The organism is Streptomyces sp. NPDC002701, assembly GCF_042889045.1.
In the GTDB taxonomy this organism is placed as follows: Bacteria; Actinomycetota; Actinomycetes; order Streptomycetales; family Streptomycetaceae; genus Streptomyces.
In genome coordinates this window covers 170,929-196,617 of record NZ_JBIAQL010000007.1, presented here as the reverse complement: position 1 = coordinate 196,617, position 25,689 = coordinate 170,929, and the positions used below count along the sequence as shown (strand labels likewise).

Genomic DNA, 25,689 nt, shown 5'->3' with positions numbered 1-25,689 from the left:
GCCGGGGCAGGCACCCGGGAGTGCGGAGAGGGGAGGGAGTGTCCGTCGCGGAACACACCGGCGTTGCACGCCAATTGAGCTTCACAGTCGATTCTTTGCGGAAACTACGCCCACAGGTTTCTAGCCCGTCTCCGCTTTGTCAACGGTCCCGGTAGCGACGGTGGTTGAGGTGGAAGCGGCTTGCGTCACTTGCGGTCCCACTTGCGTTATCGCGGCAACTCGCACGCAAGCGGCAGATACGGGAACGTGCCTGCCGTGAGAAGCCGGGGTATCCGGGTTTTAGGCGTGTTCACGCCATAGACGTACGCCGGACTGTCTGCAACTCTCTGATCGATCGCTGCAAAAGATGGCCTCCCTGTCGCACATTCGCGCGTGCCGCACACCCACTCACACAGTCGCCCCGGCGCCGTCCGCATCCGGACCGGGACGGAGATCGGGGACACATGAGACAGCTACGCCGGGGACGGCACGCGATGGCCGCCGTCCTCGCCACCGCCCTGCTCCTGCTGGGTCTGCCCTCGCTGGCCGCCGCCGCGGCGGCGGCCGGACCCGGCCTCGCCGCCGGCCCCAACCTCGCCGCCGGGCGGCCCGCCACCGCCGGCAGTTCGCACGCCGAGTACGCCGCCCGCAACATCACCGACGGCGACCAGGGAACGTACTGGCAGAGCGCCGGCAGCACCCTGCCCCAGTGGGTCCGGACGGACCTCGGCGTCACCGCCCGCGTGGACGAGGTGGTGCTGAGACTGCCGGCCGGCTGGGAGAGCCGGAGCCAGACCCTGTCCGTCCAGGGCAGCGCGGACGGCACGAGCTTCACCACCCTGAAGTCCTCCGCGTCCTACACCTTCAGCCCCGGCAGCGCCAACACCGTGACGGTGACCTTCCCCGCCACCCGGACCCGGCACGTGCGGATCGAGATCAGCGCCAACACCGGCTGGCAGGCCGCCCAGCTCTCCGAGCTGGAGGTCCGCGAGGCCGGTGACTCCTCGGCGAACCTGGCCCGCGGCCGCACCCTGACCGCCGCCAGTCACCACGAGACCTATGTGCCGGCCAACGCCAACGACGGCAGCAAGGCCAGCTACTGGGAGAGCCGCAACAACGACCTGCCGCAGTGGATCCAGGCCGACCTCGGCTCCTCCGTGCGGGTCGACCGTGTGGTGCTGCGCCTGCCCGACGGCTGGGGGGCGCGCAGCCAGACCCTGAAGATCCAGGGCGGAGCCAACGGCACCGACTTCTCCGACCTGACCGCCTCCAGGGCCTACGCGTTCGCGCCGGACGACGGCAACTCGGTGACGATCTCCTTCGACGCGACGACCACCCGGTACGTGCGGGTCCTGGTCACCGCCAACACCGTCCAGAACGCCGCCCAGTTGTCCGAGCTGGAGGTCTACGGGCCGGCGACCGGCGACACCGTGGCGCCGAGCGCGCCCGCGGACCTCGCCTACACCGAGCCCGCCACCGGCCAGATCCGGCTCACCTGGAAGGCGTCCACCGACAACACCGGCGTCAGCGGCTACGACGTGTACGCCGACAACGAACTGCTCACCACGGTCGGCGGCACGGTCACCACGTACACCGACACCCGTCCCGCGAGCGCCACGGTCTCCTACTTCGTCCGGGCCAAGGACGCCGCCGGGAACGTCTCGGGCAACAGCAACACCGTCACCCGCCGCGGTCAGAGCGGTGACACCCAGGCACCCACGGCGCCCGCGAACCTGGCCCTCACCGAACCGGCCGCCGGACAGATCCGCCTCGCGTGGAACGCCTCCAGCGACAACACCGGCGTCACCGGCTACGAGGTGTACGCCAACAACAGCCTGCTCACCACGGTCGGCGGCACGGTCACCACCTACACCGACTCCCGCTCCGCGAGTGCCACGGTCTCCTATTTCGTGCGGGCCAAGGACGCGGCCGGGAACGTCTCGGGCAACAGCAACACCGTGACCCGCAACGGCACGTCGGGCCCCGGCTCCAACCTCGCGGTCGGCAAGCCGATCACGGCCTCCTCGACCGTGCACACCTTCGCCGCCGAGAACGCCAACGACAACAGCACCGCCACCTACTGGGAGGGCTCCGGGCACCCCGCCACCCTCACCGTGAAGCTCGGCGCCAACGCCGACGTCTCCTCGCTCGTCCTCAAACTCGACCCGGACAGCGCCTGGGGCGCCCGCACCCAGAACATCCAGGTCCTGGGCCGTGAACAGGACGCCTCGGGCCACACGAGCCTGGTCGCCGCGAAGGACTACGCCTTCAGCCCGTCGAGCGGCAACAGCGTCACCGTGCCCGTCACCGCGCGCGTGGCCGACGTACAACTGCGCTTCACGTCCAACACGGGCGCTCCGGCCGGACAGCTCGCCGAGTTCCAGGTGATCGGCACCGCCGCGCCCAACCCGGACCTGGAGGTCACCGCGCTGACCGCGACGCCCGCCTCACCGGTGGAGTCGGACGCCATCACCCTCACCGCCACCGTCCGCAACAGCGGCGAGGCCGCCGCCCCGGCCAGCGCCCTCGCACTACGGCTGGGCGGCACCGAGGTCGCCACGGCGGCCGTCGGCACCCTCGCGGCCGGAGCGACCCGCACCGTCAGCGCCTCCATCGGTGCGCGGGACGCCGGCACCTACCAGCTCAGCGCCGTCGCCGACGACGCGGGCGCCGTCATCGAGCAGAACGAGACCAACAACACCTACACCAGCCCCACGTCACTGGTCGTGCGTCCGGTCAGCAGCTCCGACCTCGTACCGGTCCTGACCACCACCCCGTCCGGCCCGGCGGACGGCGACACCGTCACCTTCAAGGCCGCCGTACGCAACCAGGGCACCACCGCCTCGGCGGGCGGCGCGCACGGTGTCACCGTCACGCTGGTCGACGCCAAGGGCACCACCGTACGGACCCTGACCGGCTCGTACGACGGCACGATCGCCGCGGGGGCCACCAGCGGTGCCGTCACGCTGGGCACCTGGACCGCCGCCAACGGCTCGTACACGGTACGCACCACCGTCGCCGCCGACGCCAACGAACTCCCCGTCAAGCGGGAGAACAACACCGCCACCCAGTCCCTGTTCGTCGGACGCGGCGCAGACATGCCCGACGACCTGTACGAGGCCGAGGACGCCGCCACCGGCGGCGGCGCGGCGACCGTCGGGCCCGACCGGACCGTCGGCGACCTCGCGGGCGAGGCGTCCGGCCGCAAGGCCGTCACCCTCAACAGCACGGGCGAGTATGTGGAGTTCACCACCAAGGCGGCCACCAACACCCTGGTCACCCGCTTCTCCATCCCGGACTCCGCGGGCGGCGGAGGCATCGACGCCACCCTCAACGTCTACGTCGACGGCACCTTCCGCAAGGCGCTGCCGCTCACCTCGAAGTACGCCTGGCTGTACGGCGCGGAGGCGGGCCCGGGCAACTCCCCGTCGGCCGGTGCCCCGCGGCACATCTACGACGAGGCGCACCTGATGCTCGGCGAGACCGTCCCGGAGGGGGCGAGGATCCGGCTGCAGAAGGACGCGGCCAACACCTCCCGGTACGCGATCGACTTCGTCGGCCTGGAGCAGGTCGCACCGGTTGCCAACCCGGACCCGGCGGCGTACGCGGTCCCGGCCGGCTTCGGTCACCAGGACGTGCAGAACGCCCTGGACCGGGTCCGCATGGACACCACCGGCAAGCTCACCGGCGTCTACCTGCCGCCCGGCGACTACCAGACGTCGAGCAAGTTCCAGGTCTACGGCAAGGCCGTGCAGGTGGTCGGCGCCGGACCCTGGTACACGCAGTTCCACGCGCCGTCCAACCAGGACAACACCGACGTCGGCTTCCGCGCCGAGAACTCCGCGAAGGGGTCCTCGTTCCGGAACTTCGCCTACTTCGGCAACTACACCTCCCGCATCGACGGTCCCGGCAAGGTCTTCGACTTCGCGAACGTGTCGGACATCGTCATCGACAACACCTGGACCGAGCACATGGTCTGCCTCTACTGGGGCGCCAACACCGACCGCGTGACGATCAGCGACTCGCGCATCCGCAACACGTTCGCCGACGCGATCAACATGACCAACGGCTCGACGGACAACCACGTGGTCAACAACGAGTCCCGGGCCTCCGGCGACGACAGTTTCGCGCTGTTCTCCGCGATCGACGCGGGTGGCGCCGACATGAAGGACAACCTCTACGAGAACCTGACCTCGATCCTCACCTGGCGGGCCGCGGGCGTCGCCGTCTACGGCGGCTACGACAACACCTTCCGCAACATCCACATCGCCGACACCCTGGTCTACTCGGGCATCACCATCAGCTCGCTGGACTTCGGTTATCCGATGAACGGGTTCGGCACCTCTCCCACGACCGTCGAGAACGTCTCGGTGGTCCGCTCCGGCGGCCACTTCTGGGGCAACCAGACCTTCCCCGGCATCTGGCTGTTCTCCGCCTCGAAGGTCTTCCAGGGCATCCGCGTCACCGACGTGGACATCGTGGACCCGACGTACAGCGGGATCATGTTCCAGACCCAGTACGACGCGGGCGGGCGGCCGGTCAACCCGATCAAGGACACCGTCTTCACCGACATCTCCGTCACGGGCGCCCGTAAGAGCGGGGACGCCTACGACGCGAAGTCGGGCTTCGGGCTGTGGGCCAACGAGCTGCCGGAACAGGGCCAGGGTCCGGCGGTCGGCGAGGTCACCTTCAACGGCCTGAGGTTCGGCGGCAACGCCGTGGACGTACGCAACACCACCTCCACCTTCAGGATCGACATCAACCCCTGACGGACCACGGACGGAGGCGGAAAAGGCTGGCGCAAGCCGTTTGCATGGCTTGCGCTAGCCTTGCGCTCATGACGCGACGACTTGCTCAGGTAGCCAAGAAGGTTGGGGTCAGCGAGGCCACGGTCAGCCGGGTCCTCAACGGCAAGCCCGGAGTCTCGGACGCCACCCGGCAGTCCGTGCTCACCGCGCTGGACGTCCTCGGCTACGAGCGTCCCACCCAGCTGCGCGGCGAGCGGGCACGGCTGGTCGGCCTGGTCCTGCCCGAGCTGCAGAACCCGATCTTCCCGCTGTTCGCCGAGGTCATCGGCGGTGCGCTGGCCCAGCAGGGACTCACCCCGGTGCTGTGCACCCAGACCAAGGGCGGTGTCTCCGAGGCGGACTACGTCGAGCTGCTGCTCCAGCAGCACGTGTCCGGCGTGGTGTTCGCCGGCGGCGGTCTGTTCGCCCAGGCCGACGCGCCGCACGACCACTACCGGCAGCTCGCCGAACGGCGCATCCCGGTCGTGCTGGTCAACGCCCCCATCGAGGGGCTCGACTTCCCCTGTGTCTCCTGCGACGACGCCGTCGCGGTCGAGCAGGCGTGGCGCCACCTCACGCTGCTGGGGCACGAGCGCATCGGCGTGGTCCTCGGCCCCAGCGACCACATTCCCTCCCGGCGCAAGCTGGCCGCCGCCCGGGCGGCCGCCGAGGCGGCCGGCGGCTCGCTGCCCGACGCGTACGTGGAACGGTCGATGTTCTCCCTGGAGGGCGGCCAGGCGGCGACGAACCGCCTGCTGGAACGCGGTGTCACCGGCGTCGTCTGCGCCAGCGACCCGCTCGCGCTCGGCGCCATCCGCGCCGCCCGCAGGCGTGGCCTCGCCGTCCCCGAGCAGGTCTCCGTCGTCGGTTTCGACGACTCCGCCTTCATGAACTGCACGGAACCCCCGCTGACCACCGTGCGCCAGCCCGTCGAGGCCATGGGGCGGGCCGCCGTGGACCTCCTGTGCGCCCAGATCCAGGGCGCCGAGGTGCAGCCCGGCGAGCTCCTGTTCGAGCCGGAACTGGTGGTCCGCGGCTCGACGACGCAGGCACCCCGGGAGTAGCCCGGGGAGCGGTGCGTACGACCCGAGCGCGGTGTGGCCGACCCGGCCGCACCGCGCTCTCGCTTGCGTGCGGGCATCCCATTGAGATCACCCGTATGCGTCCTACTGTCAAACATTTACGAAAGCTGCGCGAGATATTGCGGTCATCTGTTCGCGGTGGTTGAGTGTGCGGCGCCCCACATCGCATCGGCGGTGAGGGCGCCTTCCACGTTCATGCCCGAAGGGGACCACCCATGAGTAGAGCTCGGTTCCGCCGCACCCGCCGCGCCGGCGCGGTCACCCTCGCCTCCGCGCTCACGCTGACGGCACTCGCCGCCTGCGGCACGAGCAGCAGCGGCGACGACGGCGACAACGGCTCGAGCAACGCGAAAGCCGACCCCGCCGCACCGCTGGACCCGAAGACCAAGGTGTCCATCACCATCGACTGCATGCCCCCCGCGGCGAAGGCGGCCGAGCTCAAGCAGTGGAACGAGGACGTCAGGGAGTTCAACAAGAAGTACCCGAACGTGCGCGTCGAAGGGCGCTCCACACCGGGCCAGTGTCTGGAACCGCCGCGGTTCACCGCCATGCTCAAGGCCAAGTCCCAGCCCGACGTGTTCTACACCTACTTCACCGACCTGCCGCAGGTCCTCGACAACGACGGCGCCCAGGACATCACGGCCTACGTCAACGACAGGACGGTCCCGCTGCTGAAGGACATCGACCCGGAGGTCCTCGGCTCGCTGAAGCAGGACGGCAAGCTCTACGGCCTGCCCACCAGCAACTACCGCATGGGCCTGCTCGTCAACCGCAAGCTCTTCACGGAGGCCGGCCTCGACCCGGACGCCCCGCCGAAGACCTGGGACGAGGTCCGCCGCGCCGCCAAGAAGATCGCGGGCCTCGGCGGCGGCGTCGCCGGCTTCGGCGAGTACAGCGCGGCCAACACCGGCGGCTGGCACTTCACCGCGCAGATGTACAGCCTCGGCGGCGACATCGTCGACGCGAGCGGCAAGAAGGCCGCCTTCAACAGCGACATCGGCAAGCAGGTCGTGAAGAACCTGCACGCCATGCGCTGGGAGGACGAGTCGATGGGCAAGACCCAGCTGCTGAAGTGGGGCGACCTCCAGAAGCAGATCGCCACCGACAAACTGGGCATGTTCCTCGCCGCGCCCGACGACGTCACGTACATGGTCCAGCAACTCGGCGCCAAGTACGAGAACTTCGGCATGGGCCCCATCCCCGGCGGCGAGAACACCCTCGCGGGCGGCAACAACTACATGATCAAGCAGGGCATCTCGGCCGACAAGGTCAAGGCCGCCGTCGCCTGGCTGAACTTCAAGTTCACCACGGTCGGCAAGGGCCACTACGACTGGAAGCGCCACAAGGCGGACGGCCTGCCCGTGGGGCTCCCGCAGCCCGACCTGTGGCTGAACGGCTCCAGGGCCAAGGACGCCGCCGCCCGCAAGGAGTTCGCCACCATGCCGGTGGAGAACTTCAAGGCGTTCACCGACAACCCGGTCCCCGGCAAGGCCGAACCGCCGAAGGCCCAGGAGATCTACAAGGTCCTCGACAACGTCATGTCCGGCGTCCTCACCAACAAGGACGCCGACATCGACAAGCTCCTGTCCACCGCCGAGTCCCAGGTCAACCAGGTCCTCGCCACCCAGTGACCGGGTGGCGGGCCGGGCGGTGCCACCACCGCCCGGCCCGCCCGCGCGCCGCCGCAGCACGTCAAGGAGCGACCATGTCGGCCCCCACCCTCACCAAGGATCCGGCGGTCCGGGACCGCCGCCCCCGCAGGCCCCGCACCGGCACCCCGCGCCTCCGGGGCGGCGGGTTCGGCAAGGTCCTGCGCCGCAACCTCACCGCCCACGGCTTCCTCATCGGCGCGGTGCTGTGCTTCGCCTTCTTCTCCTGGTATCCGATCGTCCGGGAGTTCCTCCTCGCCTTCCAGAAGACCGAGGACGGCCGCGTCAGCTGGGTGGGCTGGGACAACTTCGTCACCGTCTGGAACGATCCGGCCTTCGGCCAGGCATGGCGCAACACCCTGTGGTTCACCGTCCTGGCCCTGCTCCTCGGCTTCGTCGTCCCCTTCCTCACCGCCCTGGTCATCAACGAGTTCCGGCACGGCCAGGGCTATCTGCGGCTCCTGGTCTATCTGCCGGTGATGCTCCCGCCCACCGCGTCGGTCCTGCTCTTCAAGTACCTGTACGACCCCGGGTACGGCATGTTCAACGAGATACTCGGCGTCCTCGGCGTCCCCGCCCAGCAGTGGCTCCAGGACCCGGACACCGCGATGCTCTCCGTGGTCGTCGCCTCGACCTGGATGAACATGGGCGGCGCGACCCTCATCTACCTCGCCGCACTCCAGGGTGTGCCGGGTGAGCTGTACGAGGCCGCCGAACTCGACGGCGCGGGGCTCTTCCGCAAGGTGTGGCACGTCACTGTCCCGCAGACCCGGCTCATCCTGCTGCTGATGCTCCTCATGCAGATCATCGCCACCATGCAGGTCTTCATCGAGCCGTTCCTGCTCACCGGCGGCGCCGGACCCGAGGGTTCCACCACCACCGTCGTGTACCTGATCTACCAGTACGCCTTCAACTTCAACAACTACGGCGCCGCCGCGGCGCTCGGCCTGCTCCTGCTCGTACTCCTGGCCGGCTTCTCGGCCGTCTACACCAAGCTCAGCCGCGCCGACCAGGACTAGGACCGGGGGAGACAAGCACATGTCCACTCGCACGCTCATCTCACCCGCCCAACTGGCCCGCCCCCGCGGCAAGGTCCTGTACTGGGTGTGCTTCGCGGTCGTCGTCGCCCTGTTCACGCTGGCCTTCCTCGGCCCGCTGTACTGGATGGTGACCAGCGGGCTCAAGACCACCCAGGAAGCCGTCCAGACCCCGCCCACCTGGGTGCCGGGCTCCGTCCACCCGGAGAACTACGAACGCGCCTGGGAGGTGATGGACCTCGCCCGACTCCTGTTCAACACCCTGTACTACGCCTTCGGCGCGCTCGCCTTCCAACTGGTGCTCGACGTGGCCGCCGCCTACTCGCTGTCCAAGCTGCGACCCGTCCTCGGCAAGGCGATCCTCGGACTGATGCTCGCCACCCTGATGATCCCGGCGACCGTCCTCGTCGTACCGCAGTACCTGACCGCGCTGGACGTGCCGATCGTCGAACGCAATCTGCTCAACTCGCCCTGGGCGATCTGGCTCCCGTCGGTCACCAACGCCTTCAACATCTTCCTGCTCAAGCGGTTCTTCGACTCGATCCCCAAAGAACTGCTCGACGCGGCGTCGATGGACGGCGCCGGCCCACTGCGGGTCCTGTGGTCCATCGTGCTGCCGGTCTCCCGGCCCATCCTCGGCGTGGTGTCCATCTTCGCCGTCGTCGGCGTCTGGAAGGACTTCCTCTGGCCGATGCTGGTCCTGCCCGACCCGTCGAAGCAGACCCTCGCCGTCGGTGTCTACTCGCTCGCCACCAGCGTGCCCGAGAACGTGCTGATCGCCTCGCTGACCATCGCGTCCCTGCCCACGCTCGTCCTCTTCCTCGTCTTCCAGCGCAACATCATGAGCGGACTGACGGCCGGCGGCCTCAAGGGCTGACCGAGCACCCGCACGGGCCGTGCGCCGTCCGGGCACCACCACCGCACCCACCCGCGTCCCCGCCCACCCGCGGCGAACACCCCGCGGTGCCCCCACCGATCCTCCGCCGCCACCCCGTTCCCGACGCCTCGCTGTCCGGGGCGGCGGCGGAGAACCACCCCTGCCCCGAAAGGACCCACACGTGGCAGTCCCCCAGCCCGGTACGACCCCCGGCCACACCGACGACTGGTGGCGCGGTGCCGCCATCTACCAGGTGTACCCGCGCAGTTTCGCCGACGGCGACGGCGACGGCACCGGGGATCTCGCGGGCGTACGGTCGAGATTGCCCCACCTCGCCGAACTGGGCGTCGACGCGATCTGGTTCACCCCCTGGTACCTGTCCCCGCTGGCCGACGGCGGCTACGACGTGGCCGACTACCGCAGCATCGACCCCGCCTTCGGTGACCTCGACGAGGCCGAGCGGCTGATCGCCGAGGCCCGCGGGCTCGGCATCCGCACCATCGTGGACATCGTGCCCAACCACGTCTCCGACCAGCACCCCTGGTTCCGGGCCGCACTCGCCGCCGGCCCGGGCAGCCCCGAGCGCAAGCTCTTCCACTTCCGTCCCGGCCGCGGCGAACACGGCGAACTCCCGCCCAACGACTGGCCGTCGCAGTTCTCCGGCCGCACCTGGACCCGGGTCGAGGACGGCGAGTGGTACCTCCACCTGTTCACCCCGCAGCAGCCGGACCTCAACTGGGCCCACCCCGCCGTACGGGAGGAACACGAGGAGGTGCTGCGGTTCTGGTTCGAACGCGGAGTGGCGGGCGTACGCATCGACTCCGCCGCCCTGCCCGCCAAGGACCCCGACCTGCCCGACTTCGTGGAGGGCCGCGACCCCCACCCGTACATCGACCGGGACGACCTGCACGAGATCTACCGCTCCTGGCGGCGGATCGCCGACGAGTACGGCGGCGTCTTCGTCGGCGAGGTGTGGCTGCCGGACTCCGAGCGCTTCGCCCGCTACCTGCGCCCCGACGAACTGCACACCGCGTTCAACTTCACCTTCCTGTCGTGCCCCTGGGACGCGGACCGACTGCGCGCCGCCATCGACGACACCCTCGCCGAACACGCCCCGGTCGGCGCCCCGGCCACCTGGGTGCTGTGCAACCACGACGTCACCCGCACGGTCACCCGCTACGGGCGCCGCGACACCGGCTTCGACTTCGCCACCAAGACCTTCGGCACCCCGACCGACCTGCGGCTCGGTACCCGCCGGGCCCGCGCCGCCGCCCTGCTCACCCTGGCCCTGCCCGGCTCCGTCTACCTCTACCAGGGCGAGGAACTGGGCCTGCCCGAGGCCGAGATCCCCCCGGACCGCATCCAGGACCCGATGCACTTCCGCTCCGGCGGCACCGACCCCGGCCGCGACGGCTGCCGGGTCCCGCTGCCGTGGGTGGCCGACGCCCCGTACGCCGGTTTCGGCTCACGCACCGAACCCTGGCTGCCGCAGCCCGAGGACTGGCCGGGGTACGCGGCCGACCGCCAGGCCGCCGACCCGCGGTCCATGCTGAACCTCTACCGCGCCGCGCTGGGGATGCGCCGCGCCGACCCGGCCCTTGGTGACGGCACCCTGGACTGGCTGCCCTCCGACGACGGCGTCCTCGCCTTCCGCCGCTCCCCGGAGCTGATCTGCGTGGTGAACCTGGCCGACACCCCGGCCGCCCTGCCGGACCACACGGAGATCCTCCTTGCCAGCGGCCCGCTGGACACCGACGGCGGGCTGCCCCGCGACACGGCGGTGTGGCTGCGGGGATGAGGGCCCGGGCCGGGTCCGGGGAGCGGCGCCGGGCTCAGAAGTGGGTGGCCACGCCGAAGACCCGTCGGAGCTCGGCCATGTCATGCCGGTCGCGGTCGGTCGGCGCGTACCCCTGGTGGAAGTACACCTGCTGCTCCGCCGACAGACACGGGACGCTCGCGCCGCGGACCGTGCCGCTGACGAAGCACGGGGCGGGGTAGACGAACGGGCGGTGCGGGTCGGGGGACGCCTGCACCGCGGACCCGTCGGCCGCGAAGACCAGCGGGTGCAGATCGATCTCGCGACCGTGCGGGTCCGTGACCACGAACCGCACGGGACGCCCGTCGAGGGTCTCGGTGAAGCCGGCCGCCGAGAGGGCCGCCACCACGGTCCGCTCCTGGTCCGCCCGGTGCATCAGGTCCAGGTCACGGTGGCGGCGCGTCTGCTCCCCGACCAGGGCGTCGATGCCCCAGCCGCCGCCCACCCAGACGTCGGCGTCCGCGGCACGCAGCACGGCGAGGACGCCCAGTACGTCGTCAGCGCTCATCACGCGAGCACCGTAGCGGCCCGGCAGCGGGCCCGACGAGCGGATTTGTGCGCGGTGGCCTGAGAGGCGCCTCGGCGCCGGCCGACTCGCGGGGCCGGCGGCCGGCCGTCACCATGCGCTCCTCCGCCAGGTCCCGCGTACGCCGCCGGCCCGCACCCGCCTACGCGCCGGCCTTGCCCACGAGCTCGACCAGGGCGTCGGCGGCCGGGCCCGAGGAGGCCGGGTTCTGACCGGTGATCAGCAGGCCGTCCTGGACGACGTAGGGAGCCCAGTCGTCGCCCTTGGAGTAGATGCCGCCGAGCCGCTTGAGCTCGTCCTCGACGAGGAAGGGGACGACCTCGGTGAGCGCGACCCCCTCCTCCTCGGAGTTGGTGAATCCGGTGACCTTCTTGCCCCGCACCAGCGGCGTGCCGTCCTCGTTGACCGCGTGGCGCAGGACGCCGGGGGCGTGGCAGACCACCGCGAGCGGCTTGCCCGAGCGCAGGGTCGTCTCGATCAGCCGCGCGGAGTGCGGGTCCTCGGCCAGGTCCCACAGCGGGCCGTGGCCGCCGGGGTAGAAGACCGTGTCGAAGTCGTCGGCCGAGACGGAGTCCAGGCGCACGGTGTCCGCCAGGGCCGCGGTCGCCTCCGCGTCGGACTCGAACCGGCGGGTCAGGTCGGTCTGGAAATCGGGCTCGTTGCTCTTCGGGTCCAGCGGCGGGCGGCCGCCCTCGGGGGAGGCGAGTGTGATCTCCCAGCCCGCCTCCTGGAAGCGGTAGTAGGGCGCGGCCAGCTCCTCCAGCCAGAAACCGGTCTTGCGGCCGGTGTCGCCGAGTTCGTCGTGCGAGGTGAGAACGACAAGAACCTTCATGTCTGCTTGCTCCTGAACCGTGTGGACCGATGATTAGACCGGTCGTCTAGGGGTGGGTGAAGAAAAGCCGGCACCTCCGGCCGCGCATCGTGACGCGGGCCGGTGCTCACAGGTGGAGTATGCGGCGGGTCATCGCCGTGGTGGTGTCGAGCGGTGCGGGGCTGCGGTGGATCTTCGCCATGACGCTGGCGCCGAGCCACATGTCGTAGAGGACCTGCGCCGTGCTGCGGGGGTCGGTGTCGAGTGCGACCGATCCGTCCGTGAGGCCGTCGGCGATCGTCCGCTCCAGACGGCTGACGATCGCGTCCGTGCCCTCCTTGAGGACCAGTCGCATCGGCTCCGACAGGTCCGAGACCTCGGCGCCGAGCTTGACGGCCAGGCACTTGCCCTGGCAGTCGTCGAGGCTCTGGGTCTCCCGCCACTGCTGCCAGTAGGCCGTCAGCCGCTCGGCGGCCGACCGGCCGGGCCGCGCGAAGACGCGGTCCATGTCGGCGACGTACTCGTCGAAGTAGCGCCGAAGCAGCGCTTCTCCGAAGGCGTCCTTCGAGCTGAAGTAGTGGTAGAAGGAGCCCTTCGGGACGCCTGCCTCCGCGAGCACCTCGTTGATGCCGACCGCGGAGTAGCCCTTGTGGGCCATGATCCGCTGGGCGGCGTCGAGGATGTTCCGACGGGTGTCGGCGGTGCGTGCGGTGGCTGGCATGTCGGTAACCGTAGCGCATGATTAGACCGGTCGTCTAGTCGCGGCGCGGGCAGCTGCGGCTCCGGGTCGCGTCCGACCCCGTACCGAGGCCGCCGGCGCCGCCCCGCTAGGATCCCGCCATGCCGCTGACCATGCAGGACGTGGACCGGTTCGAGACCCTCAGGCCCCGGCTGGAGGCCATCGCGTACCGCCTCCTCGGCTCCGCCGGCGAGGCCGAGGACGTCGTGCAGGAGACCTTCCTGCGGTGGCAGGCCGCCGACACCGAGCGGATCGAGGTCCTGGAAGCCTGGCTCACGAGGGTGCTCACCAACCTCTGTCTCAACGTGCTCACCTCCGCACGGGCCCGGCGGGAGAGGTACGTGGGCCAGTGGCTTCCCGAACCGCTGCTCGAAGGGGACTCGATGCTCGGCCCGGCGGGCACCGCCGAGCAGCGCGAGTCGCTCTCGTACGCGGTCCTGACCCTCATGGAGCGGCTGTCTCCCCACGAGCGGGCCGTGTACGTACTGCGGGAAGCCTTCGACTACCCGCACCGGGAGGTCGCCGGGTTCCTCGGCATCACCGAGGCCGCCAGCCAGCAGATCTTCCACCGCGCCAAGAAGCACCTCGCGGAGGGCAGGGCCCGCACCGCGGTCGACGCGGCCGCCGCCCGGCAGGTCGTGCAAGAGTTCCTGTCGGCGGCCACCACGGGGAGGACCGAGCCGCTCGTGCGGCTGCTCACCGCCGACGCCGTCTCGGTCGGCGACGGGGGTGGCAAGGTCCCGGCCCGCACCAAGCCGTTCGAGGGCGCCCTCGCGGTCGCGAAGTTCCTGCGGGGCCTGTTCAAGCCGGCCCCGTCCAAGCGCGCGCTGGTCGGCGGCTCGCCCGAGATCCACGTGACGACCGCCAACGGCGACCCCGCTGTCGTGGCGGTCGTCGAGGGCCGGGTCGTGGGGATCATGTGCCTGGAGATCACGGCGGAAGGCATCGCCGCGTTCCGCAGTCAGGCGAACCCCGACAAGCTCCGGCGCGCGACCGAGCGGTGGGCCGCCACCGAGCACGGAGAACCGCTGTTCCGCGCTCTCTGACCGCGGAGCCGGTGCCCTGACTGCTCCCCTTTATGGCTTCGAGGCCGTTGTGAGCTGCTTCACATGCTGTTCCTGTCAGGAAACGGCGTGCTGCCCGGTTCATGGGGCGACACCGCGCTCGACACGGTGGACCCGCGCAGACAGGAGCCAGAAAAATGCAGCATCGCATCATCGTTCTCGGCGCCGGATACACCGGAGCCATCACGGCCGGCCGCCTCGCCAGGCGGCTGCACCGTGACGACGTCGCCATCACCCTGGTCAACGCCGAGCCCGACTTCGTGGAGCGGGTCCGGATGCACCAGCTCGCGGTCGGCCAGGACCTGAGGCCCAGGCCCCTCGACGAGATGTTCGCGGGCACCGGCGTCGAGCTGAGGCTCGCCACGGTCACCGGCGTCGACGTCGACCGCAGGACGGTCACCGTCGAGGTGAAGGGTGACGTGAAGGCAGCCGGTGGCATCAAGGCAACCGGTGGCGCGAAGGCGACCGGCGGTGCCGAAGCGCGCCCTGCCGCGGAGCAACTCCCGTACGACACCCTCGTGTACGCCCTCGGCAGCGGCTGGGACGATCAGGGTGTGCCCGGCGTCGTCGAGCACGCCCACGAGATCGCGAGCCGCCCCGGCGCGCTCCGGCTGCGCGAGCGGCTGGCCCGGCTGGACGCCGGCCGGCCCGTGGTCGTCGTCGGTGGCGGTCTCACCGGCGTGGAGGCCGCGACGGAACTCGCCGAGGCCCGCCCGGACCTCATGGTGACGCTCGTCGCCCGCGGCGGGCTCGGCGACTGGCTCTCGGACAGGGGCCGGAGCCACCTGCGGAAGGTCTTCGGCAGGCTCGGCATCATCGTGCACGAGCACACCGCCGTCACCGGCGTCGAGGCCGACCGCGTCCTCACCGCCGACGGACCGGCCGTGCCCGCCGCGGTCACCGTCTGGACGACCGGTTTCGCCGTCCATCCGCTCGCGCGGGCCACCGCCCTGGAGACCACCGGCACGGGCCGGGTCGTGGTCGACAGGACCATGCGCTCGGTCTCGCACCCGGACGTGTACGTCGTCGGCGACGCGGCCATGGCGCTGGGGCACGGCGACAAGCCGCTGCGGATGTCGTGCGCCTCGGGCACGCCCGCCGCCTGGCGGACCGCCGACGCCGTCGCGGCACGCCTGACGGGTGGCACAGCCCCGGACGCGCCGATCCGCTACGTCAACCAGTGCGTCTCGCTGGGCCGCAAGGAGGGCCTGATCCAGTACGTCACCGCCGACGACCGGGCCGTCGACGCGGCCCTGACCGGCCGACTCGCCGCCGTCTACAAGGAGTTGGTCTGCAAGGGCGCGGCCTGGGGCGTCGCCCACCCGACCCTCGGACGGCCGGTCCGTCGCCGCCGGGTCGTGGGGGAGCCGGCCCGGACGACGCGGACGGCCGCCGAGGCGTCGACCTGACGGCGGTCCGCGTCCTGCGGTCCGGCCGGCGACGGTCGAGTCCGTGCCGCGATCGGTCGGCCGGCCTTCCGGACCGAGGCCGCGGCTGCGGCCCGGGGTCGGCTGTCCGGGCGGGCGGGGCGGCGGCACACCGCGCCACGCCGCCCAACGGCTCCTCGGGGCAGGTCGTGGCCGGTCACCGCGTGACGGTCCGGCCGGTGCTCCGGAACCTGGCACGGTAGACCGTCGGCGAGACACCCACACTCTGGCGGAAGATGCGCCGCAGCGACTCCGACGAGCCGAACCCGGCGTTCCTGGCGACCTCCTCCATGGTGTCGGTGCCGCCCTCCAGCAGTGCCTGCGCGGCCTCCAGCCGTACCGCCTCCAGGTACTGACCGGGCGTCAGGCCGACCTCGTGGCGGAACAGCCGCCCGAGGTGCCGGGCACTGACCCCCGCCTGCCGAGCCAGCGCGTCCAGGCTGTAGGGGACCGTCGGATCCGCCAGCACCTGGTCCATCACCCGGCGGACGACGGGGTGCCGGGCATGGCGGGGAGTGAGCCGGGCGCTGAACTGGGACTGCCCGCCCGGCCTGGCCATGAAGACGACCAGCTGCCGGGCGACGTCCCGGGCGACGTCGGACCCGTTGTCGTCCTCGACCATGGCGAGGGCCAGGTCGATGCCGGCCGTGACCCCCGCCGACGTGAGGACGGCGCCGTCCCGCACGAACACCGGATCCCGCTCCACCCGCACGGCGGGATACCGGACGGCCAGCTCCGACGCGAGTTCCCAGTGCGTCGCGGCCCGTCGTCCGTCGAGGACACCCGTCTCGGCCAGGAGGAAGGCGCCGGCGCACACCGACGTCACCCGCGCCGACCGGGCGGCCAGCTCCGCGATCAGCGTGGTGAGGGCGGCGTCCGTGACGGCCTCGTGCCAGTCGCGTCTGCCGGGCACGACCAGCGTCGCCAGCCGACGGGGCAGACCGGCGGGGGTGCCGTCGACACCGATCCGCACGCCCGCGGAGGTACGGACGTCCTGTCCGTCGGGGGAGACGACGCGGACGTCGTAGTCCGCGCCGAAGGCGTTGGCCGTGCCGAAGACTTCGGCCGGGCCGGTCACGTCGAGCAACTGCACCCCGTCGAAGGCGACGATCCCCACGACATGGCGGGGACGCCGGGTCACTCGGTCCACGGGGAGTCCAGGATCGTCCGGACGAAATCACCTCGCTGGAATCCCGGCACACAGTGCGCCAGGACGTCCGCCTTGACATTGCCGAACGTCGTGCCGGGCTTGGACCGGACGCCTTCGGTGAAGGCACGCAGGATGCCGTGCTTGAAGTCGGGCCGCGGATGCAGTGCCACGATCGCGGCACGATCCTCCTCGGACACCTGGTGGTATCCGATGCCGAGGACGTCGTACTCGACCCCCGCCGTCACCAGCGCCACCTCCGGCTCCATGAACTCCGGCACACCCGGCGTGGTGTGCAGCGCGATCGCCGTCCACACCCGCCGGACGCTGTCCTGCGGCACGTCGTGTGCCAGGAGGAACCTCTTCGCCTCCTCGGCGCCGTCCACCTCGAAACGGCGTCCGCTGTTCCGGTGGGCCTCGCCGAGTCCGAGGTCGTGGAACATGGCGCCGATGTAGAGCAGCTCGGGGTCGAAGCCGAGGTCGCGCTCCCGTCCGCGCAGAACGCCGAAGAAGTACACCCGCCGGGAGTGGTGGTAGATCAGCTCGTCGGCGCTGTCCCGCACCAGTTCCGTCGCCTCGCGGGCCAGCTTCGTGTCCGGGACGCGTACGCCCGCCGTCGCTGTCTCTGCTCGCGTCATCGTGCTCGCCCTCCGGTCCGGTGGCCGCGGCTGCGGCCGTGCCCCAAGCCTCCGCCCGGCCGCCCCGACCGCGCCATGGCGATCCGGCTGTATGACCCACAGATACCGACACGCGCCGGTCCGGGGCGGGACGGCTCACGGGGTGGTGAGCGGCCCCCCGGCGGAGCGCCAGTCGATGAGACCGCGGCTCATGTTGACCGCCTCGAAACCGTTCTCCACCAGCAGGTTGGCCGCTCCGGCGGACCTCAGGCCGCCCGTGCAGAAGGCGATGAGGAGGCGGTCCTCGGGGAGCTCCACACAGCGTTCGGGCAGCTCTTCGAGCGGTATGTGCACGGCGCCCGGGATATGCACCCGATTCCACTCGAACGCCCGCCGGACGTCCACGACGAGCGCGCCCTCCGCGACGAGGCGGACCGCCTCGGCGGCGCTGACGGCCGGTGGCCGGCGCAGGTAGTGCCGGAAGCTCATGCGCTCCGCGCCTCCCGTCGCACGTGGTAAGCGTCATGCGCGCGGTGCATCACGAGGATGCCGCGCTCCGGCAGGTGGTCGTCCTCGGTGGACGGCGGCTGGAGGTCCATAACCTTCAGTTTAGCTGAAGGTCAGTCGGTCGCCGATGCCGCCCGTGTCATGTGCGCGCGCAGCGCCTCGGTGAGCTCGGGGTGCTGCGCCGCGAACTCCCGGTCCAGACGCGCCACCACCTCGGCGGCGCGGGCGAGCAGCGACTCACCTCCGGCGGTGACCCGCAGGCTCGACGCGGACCCGGCGTGCGCGGTCCCGTCGTCGACGAGTCCCGCCGCGACGAACGCCGCCACCGCGGTGTGCGCGCTCTGCACGGTGATGCGGGAGCGCCGGGCGAGCTCGCTGAACGAGATGCCCGGAGTCCCGCGGATGTGTCCCAGGAGCCCGTACTTGCGGGTGGTGAGCCCGAGCGGCTTCAGGCCCTCGGCGTAGGCCGCCTCCCACACCCGGGCGACCGTCAGCAGCGTCACGGTGGGGCTGAAGGGGGGTTCTTCCGGCATGAGCCGCAGGTTACGCGAACAACGTCCTATGGGATTGGGCCCCGGTCGACATGGTCGACCGGGGCCCAATCCGAATGCGAGGGTCAGGAATACACGTGCGGCCGGGTCACACCTCCGAGTGGCTCCTCTCGTGCAGCGGCCGGGGCGCGGGACCGGCCGCGGTCGCGGCCTCGGGCCCGCCTTCACTGAGGCCGTAGCGTCCGTGGAACCTGCGCAGGAAGGGCGGCGCGTACCAGGCCGAGCGGCCGAGCAGGCGCATCGCCGCGGGTACGAGGACTCCGCGGACGGCGACCGCGTCGAGGAGGATGGCCAGTCCGCTGCCGAGGCCGAACATCTGCATGAAGCTGAGCTTGGCCGTCCCGAAGGCGAAGAAGCTCACCGCGAGCAGGCAGGCCGCCGCGCTGACGATGCGTCCGGTGTGCCCGAGACCGTTGGTCACGGCGGACTCGTTGTCCTCGCCCTGGTCGTGGAGTTCCTTGATGCGGCTGGTGACGAAGACCTCGTAGTCCATCGAGAGACCGAAGGCGATGCAGAACATCAGCACGGTCATCGACACGTCCATGGGCTGCGCGGTGAAGCCGAGCACGGAGGACAGGTTGCCGTCCTGGAAGATCCAGGTCATGACGCCGAGGGTCGCTCCCAGGCTGAGCAGGTTGAGGACCAGCGCACGGAGCGGCTGCACGACGCTGCCGGTGAACAGGAAGAGCAGCAGGAAGGTGGTGAGGGCGACCAGGGCCACCGCGAGCGGAAGCCGGTCGGCGACGGATTCCTTCGAGTCGACCAGGACGGCGTCGGTCCCGCCGACCAGGGCCTGCGCCCCCGAGGGAGCGGTGAGGGCGCGCACCTCGTCGACCAGGCCCTGCGCCTCGTCCGACTTCGGCGGCAGGGAGTGCACCACGTTGATCTGCTGCGCCCCGGGACGGCCGAGGGCGGCGTTGGCGGGACCCGGCGGGGTGGAGCGTCCGTCGGCGTAGGTTCCCGTGCTCGCCTCGACGCGGGCGACGCCTCCGAGCGCCGACAGCGCGACCGCGTACGACTGCAGTGGCTCCTCCTCGACGGCCTTGTCGATGACGATGTGCAGCGCCGCGTCGTCGTTGCCCGTGAAGCCGTCCCGCAGCGCGGCGGAGACCTGGCGACTGCCGGCGTCCTCGGGCAGCACGCGTTCGTCCGGCGTACCGAAGGTGATGCCCAGCAGCGGACCCGCCGCCAGCAGCAGTACCGCGAGCACGGGCAGTGCGGTGAGCGCCGGCCGCCGCATGACGGTGCGGGCGATGCGTCCCCACAGCGGCATGCGCGTGTCGGAGCGGCGGACCTTCACCCACGGCAGCCGCCCGCTGTTGACGCGGTGCCCGAGGACGACGAACAGGGCCGGCATGACGAACAGGGTGCTGACGGCCGCGATGGCGACGACACCGACCCCGGCGTAGCCGAACGAGCGGAGGAAGTACTGCGGGAACACCATGAGCGCCCCGAGCGCGGCGGCCACGGTCGCGGCGGAGAACGCGATCGTCCGTCCCGCCGTGCTCACCGTCCGCCGGACGGCGTCGTCCACACTCGCACCGGCCGCGAGCTGCTCCCGGAACCGGCTGACCATCAGCAGGGCGTAGTCGATGCCGAGGCCGAGACCCAGCGCCGTGGTCAGGTTGACGGCGAAGACGGAGACGTCGGTGACACTGCCCAGGACGAAGAGCTCGGCGAACGTGCCCATGATGGCGATGACGCCGATCACCAGCGGCAGCAGGGCCGAGACCAGGCTGCCGAAGACGACGAGCAGCAGGATCAGGGTGAGCGGCACGGCGATGGCCTCGGCCAGCAGGAGGTCCTCGCCCGACTGCTTCCCCATGTCGCTGTTCACGGCGGCGCCGCCACCGGCCTCGACCGTCAGCGTGTCCTGGTACGTCCCGGCGTAGGTGTCGATGACGTCCGTGGCGTTCTCGTCGCGCTCGGTGTCCTCCCCCTTCACGTGGGCGAGCACCATGGCCTGACGTCCGTCCTCGGAACGGAGGTCGGGGCTGCCCGTGTCCCAGTACGAGATCACGTTGTCGAGGCTGTCGTTCTTCTTGAGGTCGGCCACCAGGGCCCGGCCGCTCCGCTCGGCCGCCGGGGCGTCGATGGGGCCCTCGGCGGCGCGGACCAGCAGGACCAGGTTCGTCGCCCCGCCGAACTTCTCGTCGATGACCTTCCCGGCACGGCTGGACTGGGAAGCCGGGTCGTCATAGCCACCCCCCAGCAACTTCCCGAACGCGCCGGCGCCCGCGACACCCATGAGAGCCAGTGCCACGACGGTGACGACGAGTATGAGCCGGGAGCGACGAATCGCCAGTTCGGCTATGCGTACAAACACGGACAATCTCCTTCGGATCCTGATACGGAAACGACGTCAGGCGGCCGGTGTGGAAAGGGGGGTGGCCACACGTGGCCCGCGGGTTCTTCGTCCCTGCAGGGGCCGACGCGAGGGATGACACGCGTGTCGTCGCCCCGCCGACGGTAGTGAGACAACAAGAGATTTGGCAGTGTGAGATTTACCTGACAGTGTTCAACATCTGGCTGCGCGGACCGGGTTGCCGTCGTACGGTCGCGGTATGCCTGTCGAAGAACACTCGGACGAACAGCCGGCCGCCCCGCTCTCCCTGCGCGGGCGGCGCAGGGCGGCCGCCACCCGGGAGATCCTGGACGCCGCCGAGCGCCAGATCGCCGAGGACGGTCCCGCGGCCCTGTCCCTGCGCGCGGTCGCCCGCAGTCTGGGCATGACCGTGCAGGCGCTCTACCACTACTTCCCGAGCCGGGACGAGCTCGTCACGGCGCTCATCGCCAAGGCGTTCGACGACCTGGCCGAAGCCGTACGGGCAGCCGCCGACGCCGCCCCGGACGGAACGCCGCCGGAGCGCGTGGTGGCGGCCACCGAGGGATACCGCCGCTGGGCCATCGCCCACCCCGAGCGCTTCCAGCTCCTTTACGGAACGCCCCTGCGGTACTACGCGGCCCCCGCCGAGGGCCCCACCACCCGGGCCACCCGCAGGATGGCCGCGGTCTTCGAGCGCGATCTGTTCGGCGAGTTCACCGAGGCGCAACTCGCAGCGGCCCGGACCCCCGACCTCACGCCCTCGTTCCTGGCGTACCTGGACCAGTTGCCGCCCACCGGCCGGCGCGGGCTGCCGCCTCCCGCGACGGCACTCTTCATGAGCGCGTGGGGGCACATGCACGGCATGGTCGTCCTGGAGGTGTTCGGCCACACCTCGTTCCTCGGTGAGCACCAGGCCGAGGTCTTCCGCGTGGCGATGCGGAACCTGGTGGAGGACCTCCGCCGCCGCATCCCCGCCGCCGAACCGGGGGAGGGGAACGAGGGATCCTTCCCGGACGAGTGAGCGCGGTCCGTACGGTTGGCTGCGCCCGGGCTCACTCGCCCGCGGCCGCCCTGCGCAGGGCGGTGATGCAGGTGCTGACGGCTTCCTGCAGCTCCTCCAGGCGCTGCAGCATGTCGTCCTCGTAGATGGTGTCGAGGTCCTCGACATCGTCGAAGGTCAGCTCCTCGAAGACCTTCGTCGCCTTCTGCAGACTGCTGTAGAACTTCGTCCGGCGCTCCTGCAGACGGAGTTCGGGGTCGGCCTGGACGGTCTGGGCGACGATGTCCTTCACGGACTCGTACGCCTCGGAGGCCCACTCGCTGGTGTCCTCGCCGTCGTCCAGCTCGTCGATGAGGGAGAGGTGACGCTCGGCCTCGGCACGCAGTTCGGCGGGGGCGTCGATGGTCTGTCCGGCAGGGGTCTTGACCTGTCCGTTCTCCACGATCTGCCGGACGTAGCCGATCCGGCCGGCCGCCTGCGTCTCGGAGGCGACCGCCTTCTTCAGTTCGTCGGTACGGGCGATGTCACGGGCCAGGTCCGTCTGCAGCGCCGGGTCCTCCTGGAGCCGGTCGAGGAGCGCCGTCCGGGCGGCCTGCGCCGTGGCGGGGTCGGCGAGGATAGCGGCCCGCAGTGCGGTCGGGTTCTCGGCGACCTCCAGGGCCTTCGTCGGGCGGATGCCCTCGGCCTCGGCCGCCGCGGTGATCGCCGTGCCGCGGTCGGAGGTGGCGCTGGAACGCGAGACGTAGTACGCGTGCCAGAGGTCGGAGTCCGGCAGCTCCACGTCCTGGCCCGGGGCCAGCGCCTCGAAGTACGGGACGAGACCGTCGTCCGCCGCCCTGTCCCACGCCTTGTAGTAACGCATGACGCGCTCGGGCGAGCACCCGGCCAGCTCGGCGAAGCCCTTCGCCGAGACCTTCGACGTCTCTCCCGCGAGTTCACCCCCGGGCCGCACGCTGCGCGCCACCTTCAGCGCGAACGCCCACCCGCCGGCCCGCACGTACGCCCCGAAGTCGCGGGCGTCCTGCGCGACTTCGGCGTGCGTCTCCTGCGGCGCCCGCTCTTCGTCGTGCTCGTCGACCGACGCGGTACTGTCGACGGCCGACGCGGGCTCGACCCAGAACTCCCCGGTTTCCGCGGTCGCCTGGCCGGGCACCTGTCCGGGCACCTGGTCCACGGGAGGGACGGCCGGTTCGGGCTGCGAGGTCACTACGGTCACGGGAGACTCTCCTGGAGAAGGACAAGGCTGCAAAGGACAGCGTACGCAGCCTATATGAACCCGTTCATCATGGTTTGAGCGCCCTTGCGGGGTGAACTGCCGCACGACAGCGCGAATGCGCGCACCCCCGAGCGCTCAGGAGACACACATAACTCTCCGACGTCACTCAAGTACGCTTGGTCAATGAACGTTACGAGCGCGGCACTCCGTGAACCGCCGGGGCCGGCCGCCGTGGTGACGGGGGTGGGGTGCCATCTTCCTCCCCGTCGCGTGACCAACGACGAGCTGTGCTCCGCTCTGGACAGCAGCGACGCCTGGATCCGGGAGAGGATCGGCATCCAGGAACGCCGGCGCGCCGCCGCGGACGTCTCCACGGGCGATCTGGCCCTCGAGGCGGCGCGACGGGCGATGCGGTCCGCGGGCGTGACGGACGTCGACGCCCTGGTCCTGGCCACGACCACCCCGGACCACCACTGCCCGGCCACCGCGCCCGCCGTGGCCCACCGGCTCGGACTGCGCGACGCGGTCGCCTTCGACGTCACCGCCGGATGCGCGGGGTTCGTGCACGCCTCGGCCGTCGCGGCCGGGCTCATCAGCGCGGGAAGCGCCCGGAAGGTCCTGGTCGTGGGCGCGGAGACGATGTCGGCCATCATCGACCCCGACGACCGCTCCACAGCGCCCCTCTTCGGCGACGGCGCGGGAGCCGTGGTCCTGGAGGCAGGCGTCAGGGAACAGGACGGCTGCCTCGGACCCTTCGTCTGGGGCAGCGACGGCTCGCTCGCCGACGCCATCGTCATCCCGGCCGGCGGCGCCCGTGCCCGCGAGCGGCGGGACACCGCGCCCGCGGGCGACTTCTTCGTCCACATGCGCGGGAACGAGGTCTTCCGCCACGCCGTCCGCCGCATGAGCCGGGCCGCCCGGGACGCGGTGGAGGCCGCCGGGTGGACGCTGGACGAGGTCGACCGTCTGATCGTCCACCAGGCCAACGGACGTATCGGTGCCTCCGTCGCCGACGCGCTCGGCATCCCGCCCGAGCGCACGCCGTCCAACATCGCCCAGGTCGGCAACACCGCGGCGGCCTCCGTCCCGCTGCTCCTCGCGCACGCCGCGGACGAGGGCCGGCTGAAACCCGGGCACCGCGTGCTCGTTGTCGCTTTCGGCAGCGGACTCGCCTGGGCCGCCACCACCCTCGTGTGGCCGCCGGGCGTCACCGCGGAGCTGTAGAGATCCACCCGCCCAGGAACGTAAGGAAACGAAGCACGTGCTGGAAGAACTCAAAGGCATCCTCACGACACAGGCGGGGCTGCCCCCCAAGCCCATCACCGCCGACGCCACGCTGGCCGACGCCGGCATCGACTCCATGGCCGTGACCGTGCTGTCCATGCAACTGGAGGACCGCATGAACCTCTTCCTCACCGAGGACGAACTCTCGCGCGCCCCCACCGTCAACGCCCTGGCCGACCTCATCGCGAGCCGGGCCGCCGGGAACCGGTGATGCCGACCGCCCCCACCGAGTGGGACCCGCCCGAGTGGACCGCACCCGAGCAGAGCAGGGAGGAACTCGTCGCCCTGGAGTGGCGCGGCCTGCGCTACACCTGCCGCGTCGTCACCTCGGACCGGCCGCCGGTCACCGAACCCCTGCTCCTGCTCGGCGGGGCGTTGCAGGACATGTACGCCTGGCCCCGCCTGGAGCGCAGGCTCAGCGGCCACATGCCGCTGGTCTTCGTCGACCTGCCCGGTGTCGGAACGGCCGACGACCTGCCCGCCGAACAGGGCTTCGACGCCCTCGCCGACGCCGCCCTGCTCGTCGCCGACCGGCTCGGGTTCGACCGGATCAACCTGCTGGGGGCGTCGTACGGGGCGCCGATCGCCTACCACGCGGCCCTGAGCCGCCCGGCGCGGATCGCGCGGCTCGTGCTCGCCGGGGCCACGCACCGGATGAACCCGCGCCTGGTGTCCGACTGCGAGGAGGTGTGGAGGGCCCGCGCCGCACTCGCGGACGGTGCCGGGGGAGCGCTGACGGAGGCCGGTTCGTACCAGATCGCGGACCGCGCCGTCGCCACACTGCTGAACACCACCCGCCAGGACCGGGTCGCCCAGTCGCCCGCCGTGGCGAGGATGCTGCACCGGCAGTTCACCCGCATCACTCCGGCCGAGGCCCGCCGCCACGCCATCTGCCACCAGCGTCTGCGCACCGCGGATCCGCTCCCGTCCGCGCGCATCGACGCGGTGCGCTCGCTGGTGTTCACCGGCGAGCACGACGACGTCAGCACGCCGGACGAGAACCGGGCCGTGGCAGCCGCCGTCGCCGGTTCGGTGTTCCTGCTGATCCGGGACGCCGACCACATGGTGCACCTCGAACGGGAAGCCGAATACGCCGATCTGGTCCTGCGTTTCCTCACCGACCTCCCGCTCGACGACCTCCCCTACGCGACCGCGCCGGAACGCTTCTGACGCCACGGAAAGGCAGAGCCCGTGCCGCGTGGAACTGGTTACACTGCGAGCTTCGGTGGTGCGGGGGACGTCACCGC

Annotated in this window: 21 protein-coding genes; 12 read left to right on the top strand and 9 right to left on the bottom strand. The window is 71.1% G+C overall.

Translation table 11 applies throughout. The annotated features are described in order from the left end of the window. The first annotated feature begins 443 nt into the window (after positions 1 to 443). The 6 genes from ACFYXC_RS21290 (at position 444) to ACFYXC_RS21265 (ending at position 11,209) form a co-directional block, all read left to right on the top strand. Positions 444 to 4,748 (top strand): discoidin domain-containing protein, encoded by a 4,305-nt coding sequence (locus ACFYXC_RS21290; protein WP_389553633.1) that lies wholly within the window; start codon positions 444 to 446, stop codon positions 4,746 to 4,748. A gap of 68 nt (positions 4,749 to 4,816) precedes the next feature. Next, positions 4,817 to 5,830 carry a LacI family DNA-binding transcriptional regulator gene (locus ACFYXC_RS21285; protein WP_389553632.1) on the top strand — a complete coding sequence of 338 codons (1,014 nt, stop codon included), beginning with the start codon at positions 4,817 to 4,819 and terminating at the stop codon, positions 5,828 to 5,830. 233 nt (positions 5,831 to 6,063) lie between these two features. Next, positions 6,064 to 7,479, top strand: a complete 1,416-nt coding sequence (locus ACFYXC_RS21280) for an ABC transporter substrate-binding protein (RefSeq protein ID WP_389553631.1) — start codon at positions 6,064 to 6,066, stop codon at positions 7,477 to 7,479. Positions 7,480 to 7,553: 74 nt separating this feature from the next. Next, positions 7,554 to 8,516: a carbohydrate ABC transporter permease gene (locus tag ACFYXC_RS21275; protein ID WP_389553630.1), complete on the top strand. Its 963-nt coding sequence runs from the start codon at positions 7,554 to 7,556 to the stop codon at positions 8,514 to 8,516. A 19-nt stretch (positions 8,517 to 8,535) separates the two neighbouring features. Beyond that, positions 8,536 to 9,411, top strand: a complete 876-nt coding sequence (locus tag ACFYXC_RS21270; RefSeq protein ID WP_389553629.1) for a carbohydrate ABC transporter permease — start codon at positions 8,536 to 8,538, stop codon at positions 9,409 to 9,411. A 181-nt stretch (positions 9,412 to 9,592) separates the two neighbouring features. Then, positions 9,593 to 11,209, top strand: a complete 1,617-nt coding sequence (locus ACFYXC_RS21265; RefSeq protein WP_389553628.1) for a glycoside hydrolase family 13 protein — start codon at positions 9,593 to 9,595, stop codon at positions 11,207 to 11,209. Positions 11,210 to 11,243: 34 nt separating this feature from the next. On the opposite strand, the gene ACFYXC_RS21260 is transcribed toward ACFYXC_RS21265, so the two are convergent. The 3 genes from ACFYXC_RS21260 to ACFYXC_RS21250 all read right to left on the bottom strand — a co-directional run bounded on the left by ACFYXC_RS21260 (position 11,244) and on the right by ACFYXC_RS21250 (position 13,285). Then, complete coding sequence (locus ACFYXC_RS21260) at positions 11,244 to 11,735, bottom strand: nucleotidyltransferase domain-containing protein (RefSeq protein WP_388906277.1); 492 nt, start codon at positions 11,733 to 11,735, stop codon at positions 11,244 to 11,246. Positions 11,736 to 11,895: 160 nt separating this feature from the next. Further along, complete coding sequence (locus ACFYXC_RS21255; RefSeq protein WP_389553627.1) at positions 11,896 to 12,585, bottom strand: type 1 glutamine amidotransferase domain-containing protein; 690 nt, start codon at positions 12,583 to 12,585, stop codon at positions 11,896 to 11,898. A gap of 106 nt (positions 12,586 to 12,691) precedes the next feature. Further along, positions 12,692 to 13,285 (bottom strand): TetR/AcrR family transcriptional regulator, encoded by a 594-nt coding sequence (locus ACFYXC_RS21250; RefSeq protein ID WP_388906282.1) that lies wholly within the window; start codon positions 13,283 to 13,285, stop codon positions 12,692 to 12,694. Positions 13,286 to 13,404: 119 nt separating this feature from the next. On the opposite strand from ACFYXC_RS21250, the gene ACFYXC_RS21245 reads away from it, so the two are divergent. Beyond that, positions 13,405 to 14,349 (top strand): RNA polymerase sigma-70 factor, encoded by a 945-nt coding sequence (locus ACFYXC_RS21245; RefSeq protein ID WP_389553626.1) that lies wholly within the window; start codon positions 13,405 to 13,407, stop codon positions 14,347 to 14,349. Between the two features lie 155 nt (positions 14,350 to 14,504). After that, positions 14,505 to 15,776, top strand: coding sequence for an NAD(P)/FAD-dependent oxidoreductase (locus ACFYXC_RS21240; RefSeq protein WP_389553625.1), 1,272 nt, complete (start codon positions 14,505 to 14,507; stop codon positions 15,774 to 15,776). Positions 15,777 to 15,951: 175 nt separating this feature from the next. On the opposite strand, the gene ACFYXC_RS21235 is transcribed toward ACFYXC_RS21240, so the two are convergent. The 5 genes from ACFYXC_RS21235 to ACFYXC_RS21215 all read right to left on the bottom strand — a co-directional run bounded on the left by ACFYXC_RS21235 (position 15,952) and on the right by ACFYXC_RS21215 (position 20,942). Beyond that, entirely contained in the window at positions 15,952 to 16,944 is a 993-nt protein-coding gene (locus ACFYXC_RS21235) for a GlxA family transcriptional regulator (protein ID WP_389553624.1), read from the bottom strand. After that, the gene (locus tag ACFYXC_RS21230) at positions 16,932 to 17,579 is read right to left on the bottom strand and encodes an HD domain-containing protein (RefSeq protein WP_388906293.1); all 648 of its coding nucleotides are present in this window, start codon (positions 17,577 to 17,579) and stop codon (positions 16,932 to 16,934) included. Before ACFYXC_RS21230 ends, ACFYXC_RS21235 begins: the two co-directional genes overlap by 13 nt. Positions 17,580 to 17,714: 135 nt before the next feature. Further along, positions 17,715 to 18,047 (bottom strand): rhodanese-like domain-containing protein, encoded by a 333-nt coding sequence (locus ACFYXC_RS21225; RefSeq protein WP_388906296.1) that lies wholly within the window; start codon positions 18,045 to 18,047, stop codon positions 17,715 to 17,717. A 131-nt stretch (positions 18,048 to 18,178) separates the two neighbouring features. Continuing rightward, on the bottom strand, positions 18,179 to 18,598 hold the full coding sequence (locus tag ACFYXC_RS21220) for a MarR family winged helix-turn-helix transcriptional regulator (RefSeq protein ID WP_388906300.1): 420 nt from the start codon (positions 18,596 to 18,598) through the stop codon (positions 18,179 to 18,181). 106 nt (positions 18,599 to 18,704) lie between these two features. Next, positions 18,705 to 20,942: an MMPL family transporter gene (locus ACFYXC_RS21215; RefSeq protein ID WP_389553623.1), complete on the bottom strand. Its 2,238-nt coding sequence runs from the start codon at positions 20,940 to 20,942 to the stop codon at positions 18,705 to 18,707. Between the two features lie 238 nt (positions 20,943 to 21,180). Here ACFYXC_RS21215 and ACFYXC_RS21210 point away from each other — a divergent pair, with 238 nt between their 5' ends. Further along, positions 21,181 to 21,963: a TetR/AcrR family transcriptional regulator gene (locus ACFYXC_RS21210; protein ID WP_389553622.1), complete on the top strand. Its 783-nt coding sequence runs from the start codon at positions 21,181 to 21,183 to the stop codon at positions 21,961 to 21,963. Positions 21,964 to 21,994: 31 nt separating this feature from the next. Here the strand turns inward: ACFYXC_RS21210 and ACFYXC_RS21205 are convergent, their stop codons facing one another. Continuing rightward, positions 21,995 to 23,158, bottom strand: a complete 1,164-nt coding sequence (locus ACFYXC_RS21205; RefSeq protein ID WP_389553621.1) for a hypothetical protein — start codon at positions 23,156 to 23,158, stop codon at positions 21,995 to 21,997. A gap of 183 nt (positions 23,159 to 23,341) precedes the next feature. On the opposite strand from ACFYXC_RS21205, the gene ACFYXC_RS21200 reads away from it, so the two are divergent. Genes ACFYXC_RS21200 through ACFYXC_RS21190 form a run of 3 tightly spaced genes read left to right on the top strand, consistent with a single transcriptional unit; the run spans position 23,342 to position 25,612 of the window. Beyond that, positions 23,342 to 24,382 (top strand): beta-ketoacyl-ACP synthase III, encoded by a 1,041-nt coding sequence (locus ACFYXC_RS21200; protein WP_389553620.1) that lies wholly within the window; start codon positions 23,342 to 23,344, stop codon positions 24,380 to 24,382. Positions 24,383 to 24,419: 37 nt separating this feature from the next. Further along, complete coding sequence (locus tag ACFYXC_RS21195) at positions 24,420 to 24,653, top strand: acyl carrier protein (protein ID WP_388906310.1); 234 nt, start codon at positions 24,420 to 24,422, stop codon at positions 24,651 to 24,653. After that, positions 24,653 to 25,612, top strand: a complete 960-nt coding sequence (locus tag ACFYXC_RS21190; RefSeq protein WP_388906312.1) for an alpha/beta fold hydrolase — start codon at positions 24,653 to 24,655, stop codon at positions 25,610 to 25,612. The genes ACFYXC_RS21195 and ACFYXC_RS21190 overlap by 1 nt, the downstream gene beginning before the upstream one ends. Positions 25,613 to 25,689: the final 77 nt, after the last annotated feature.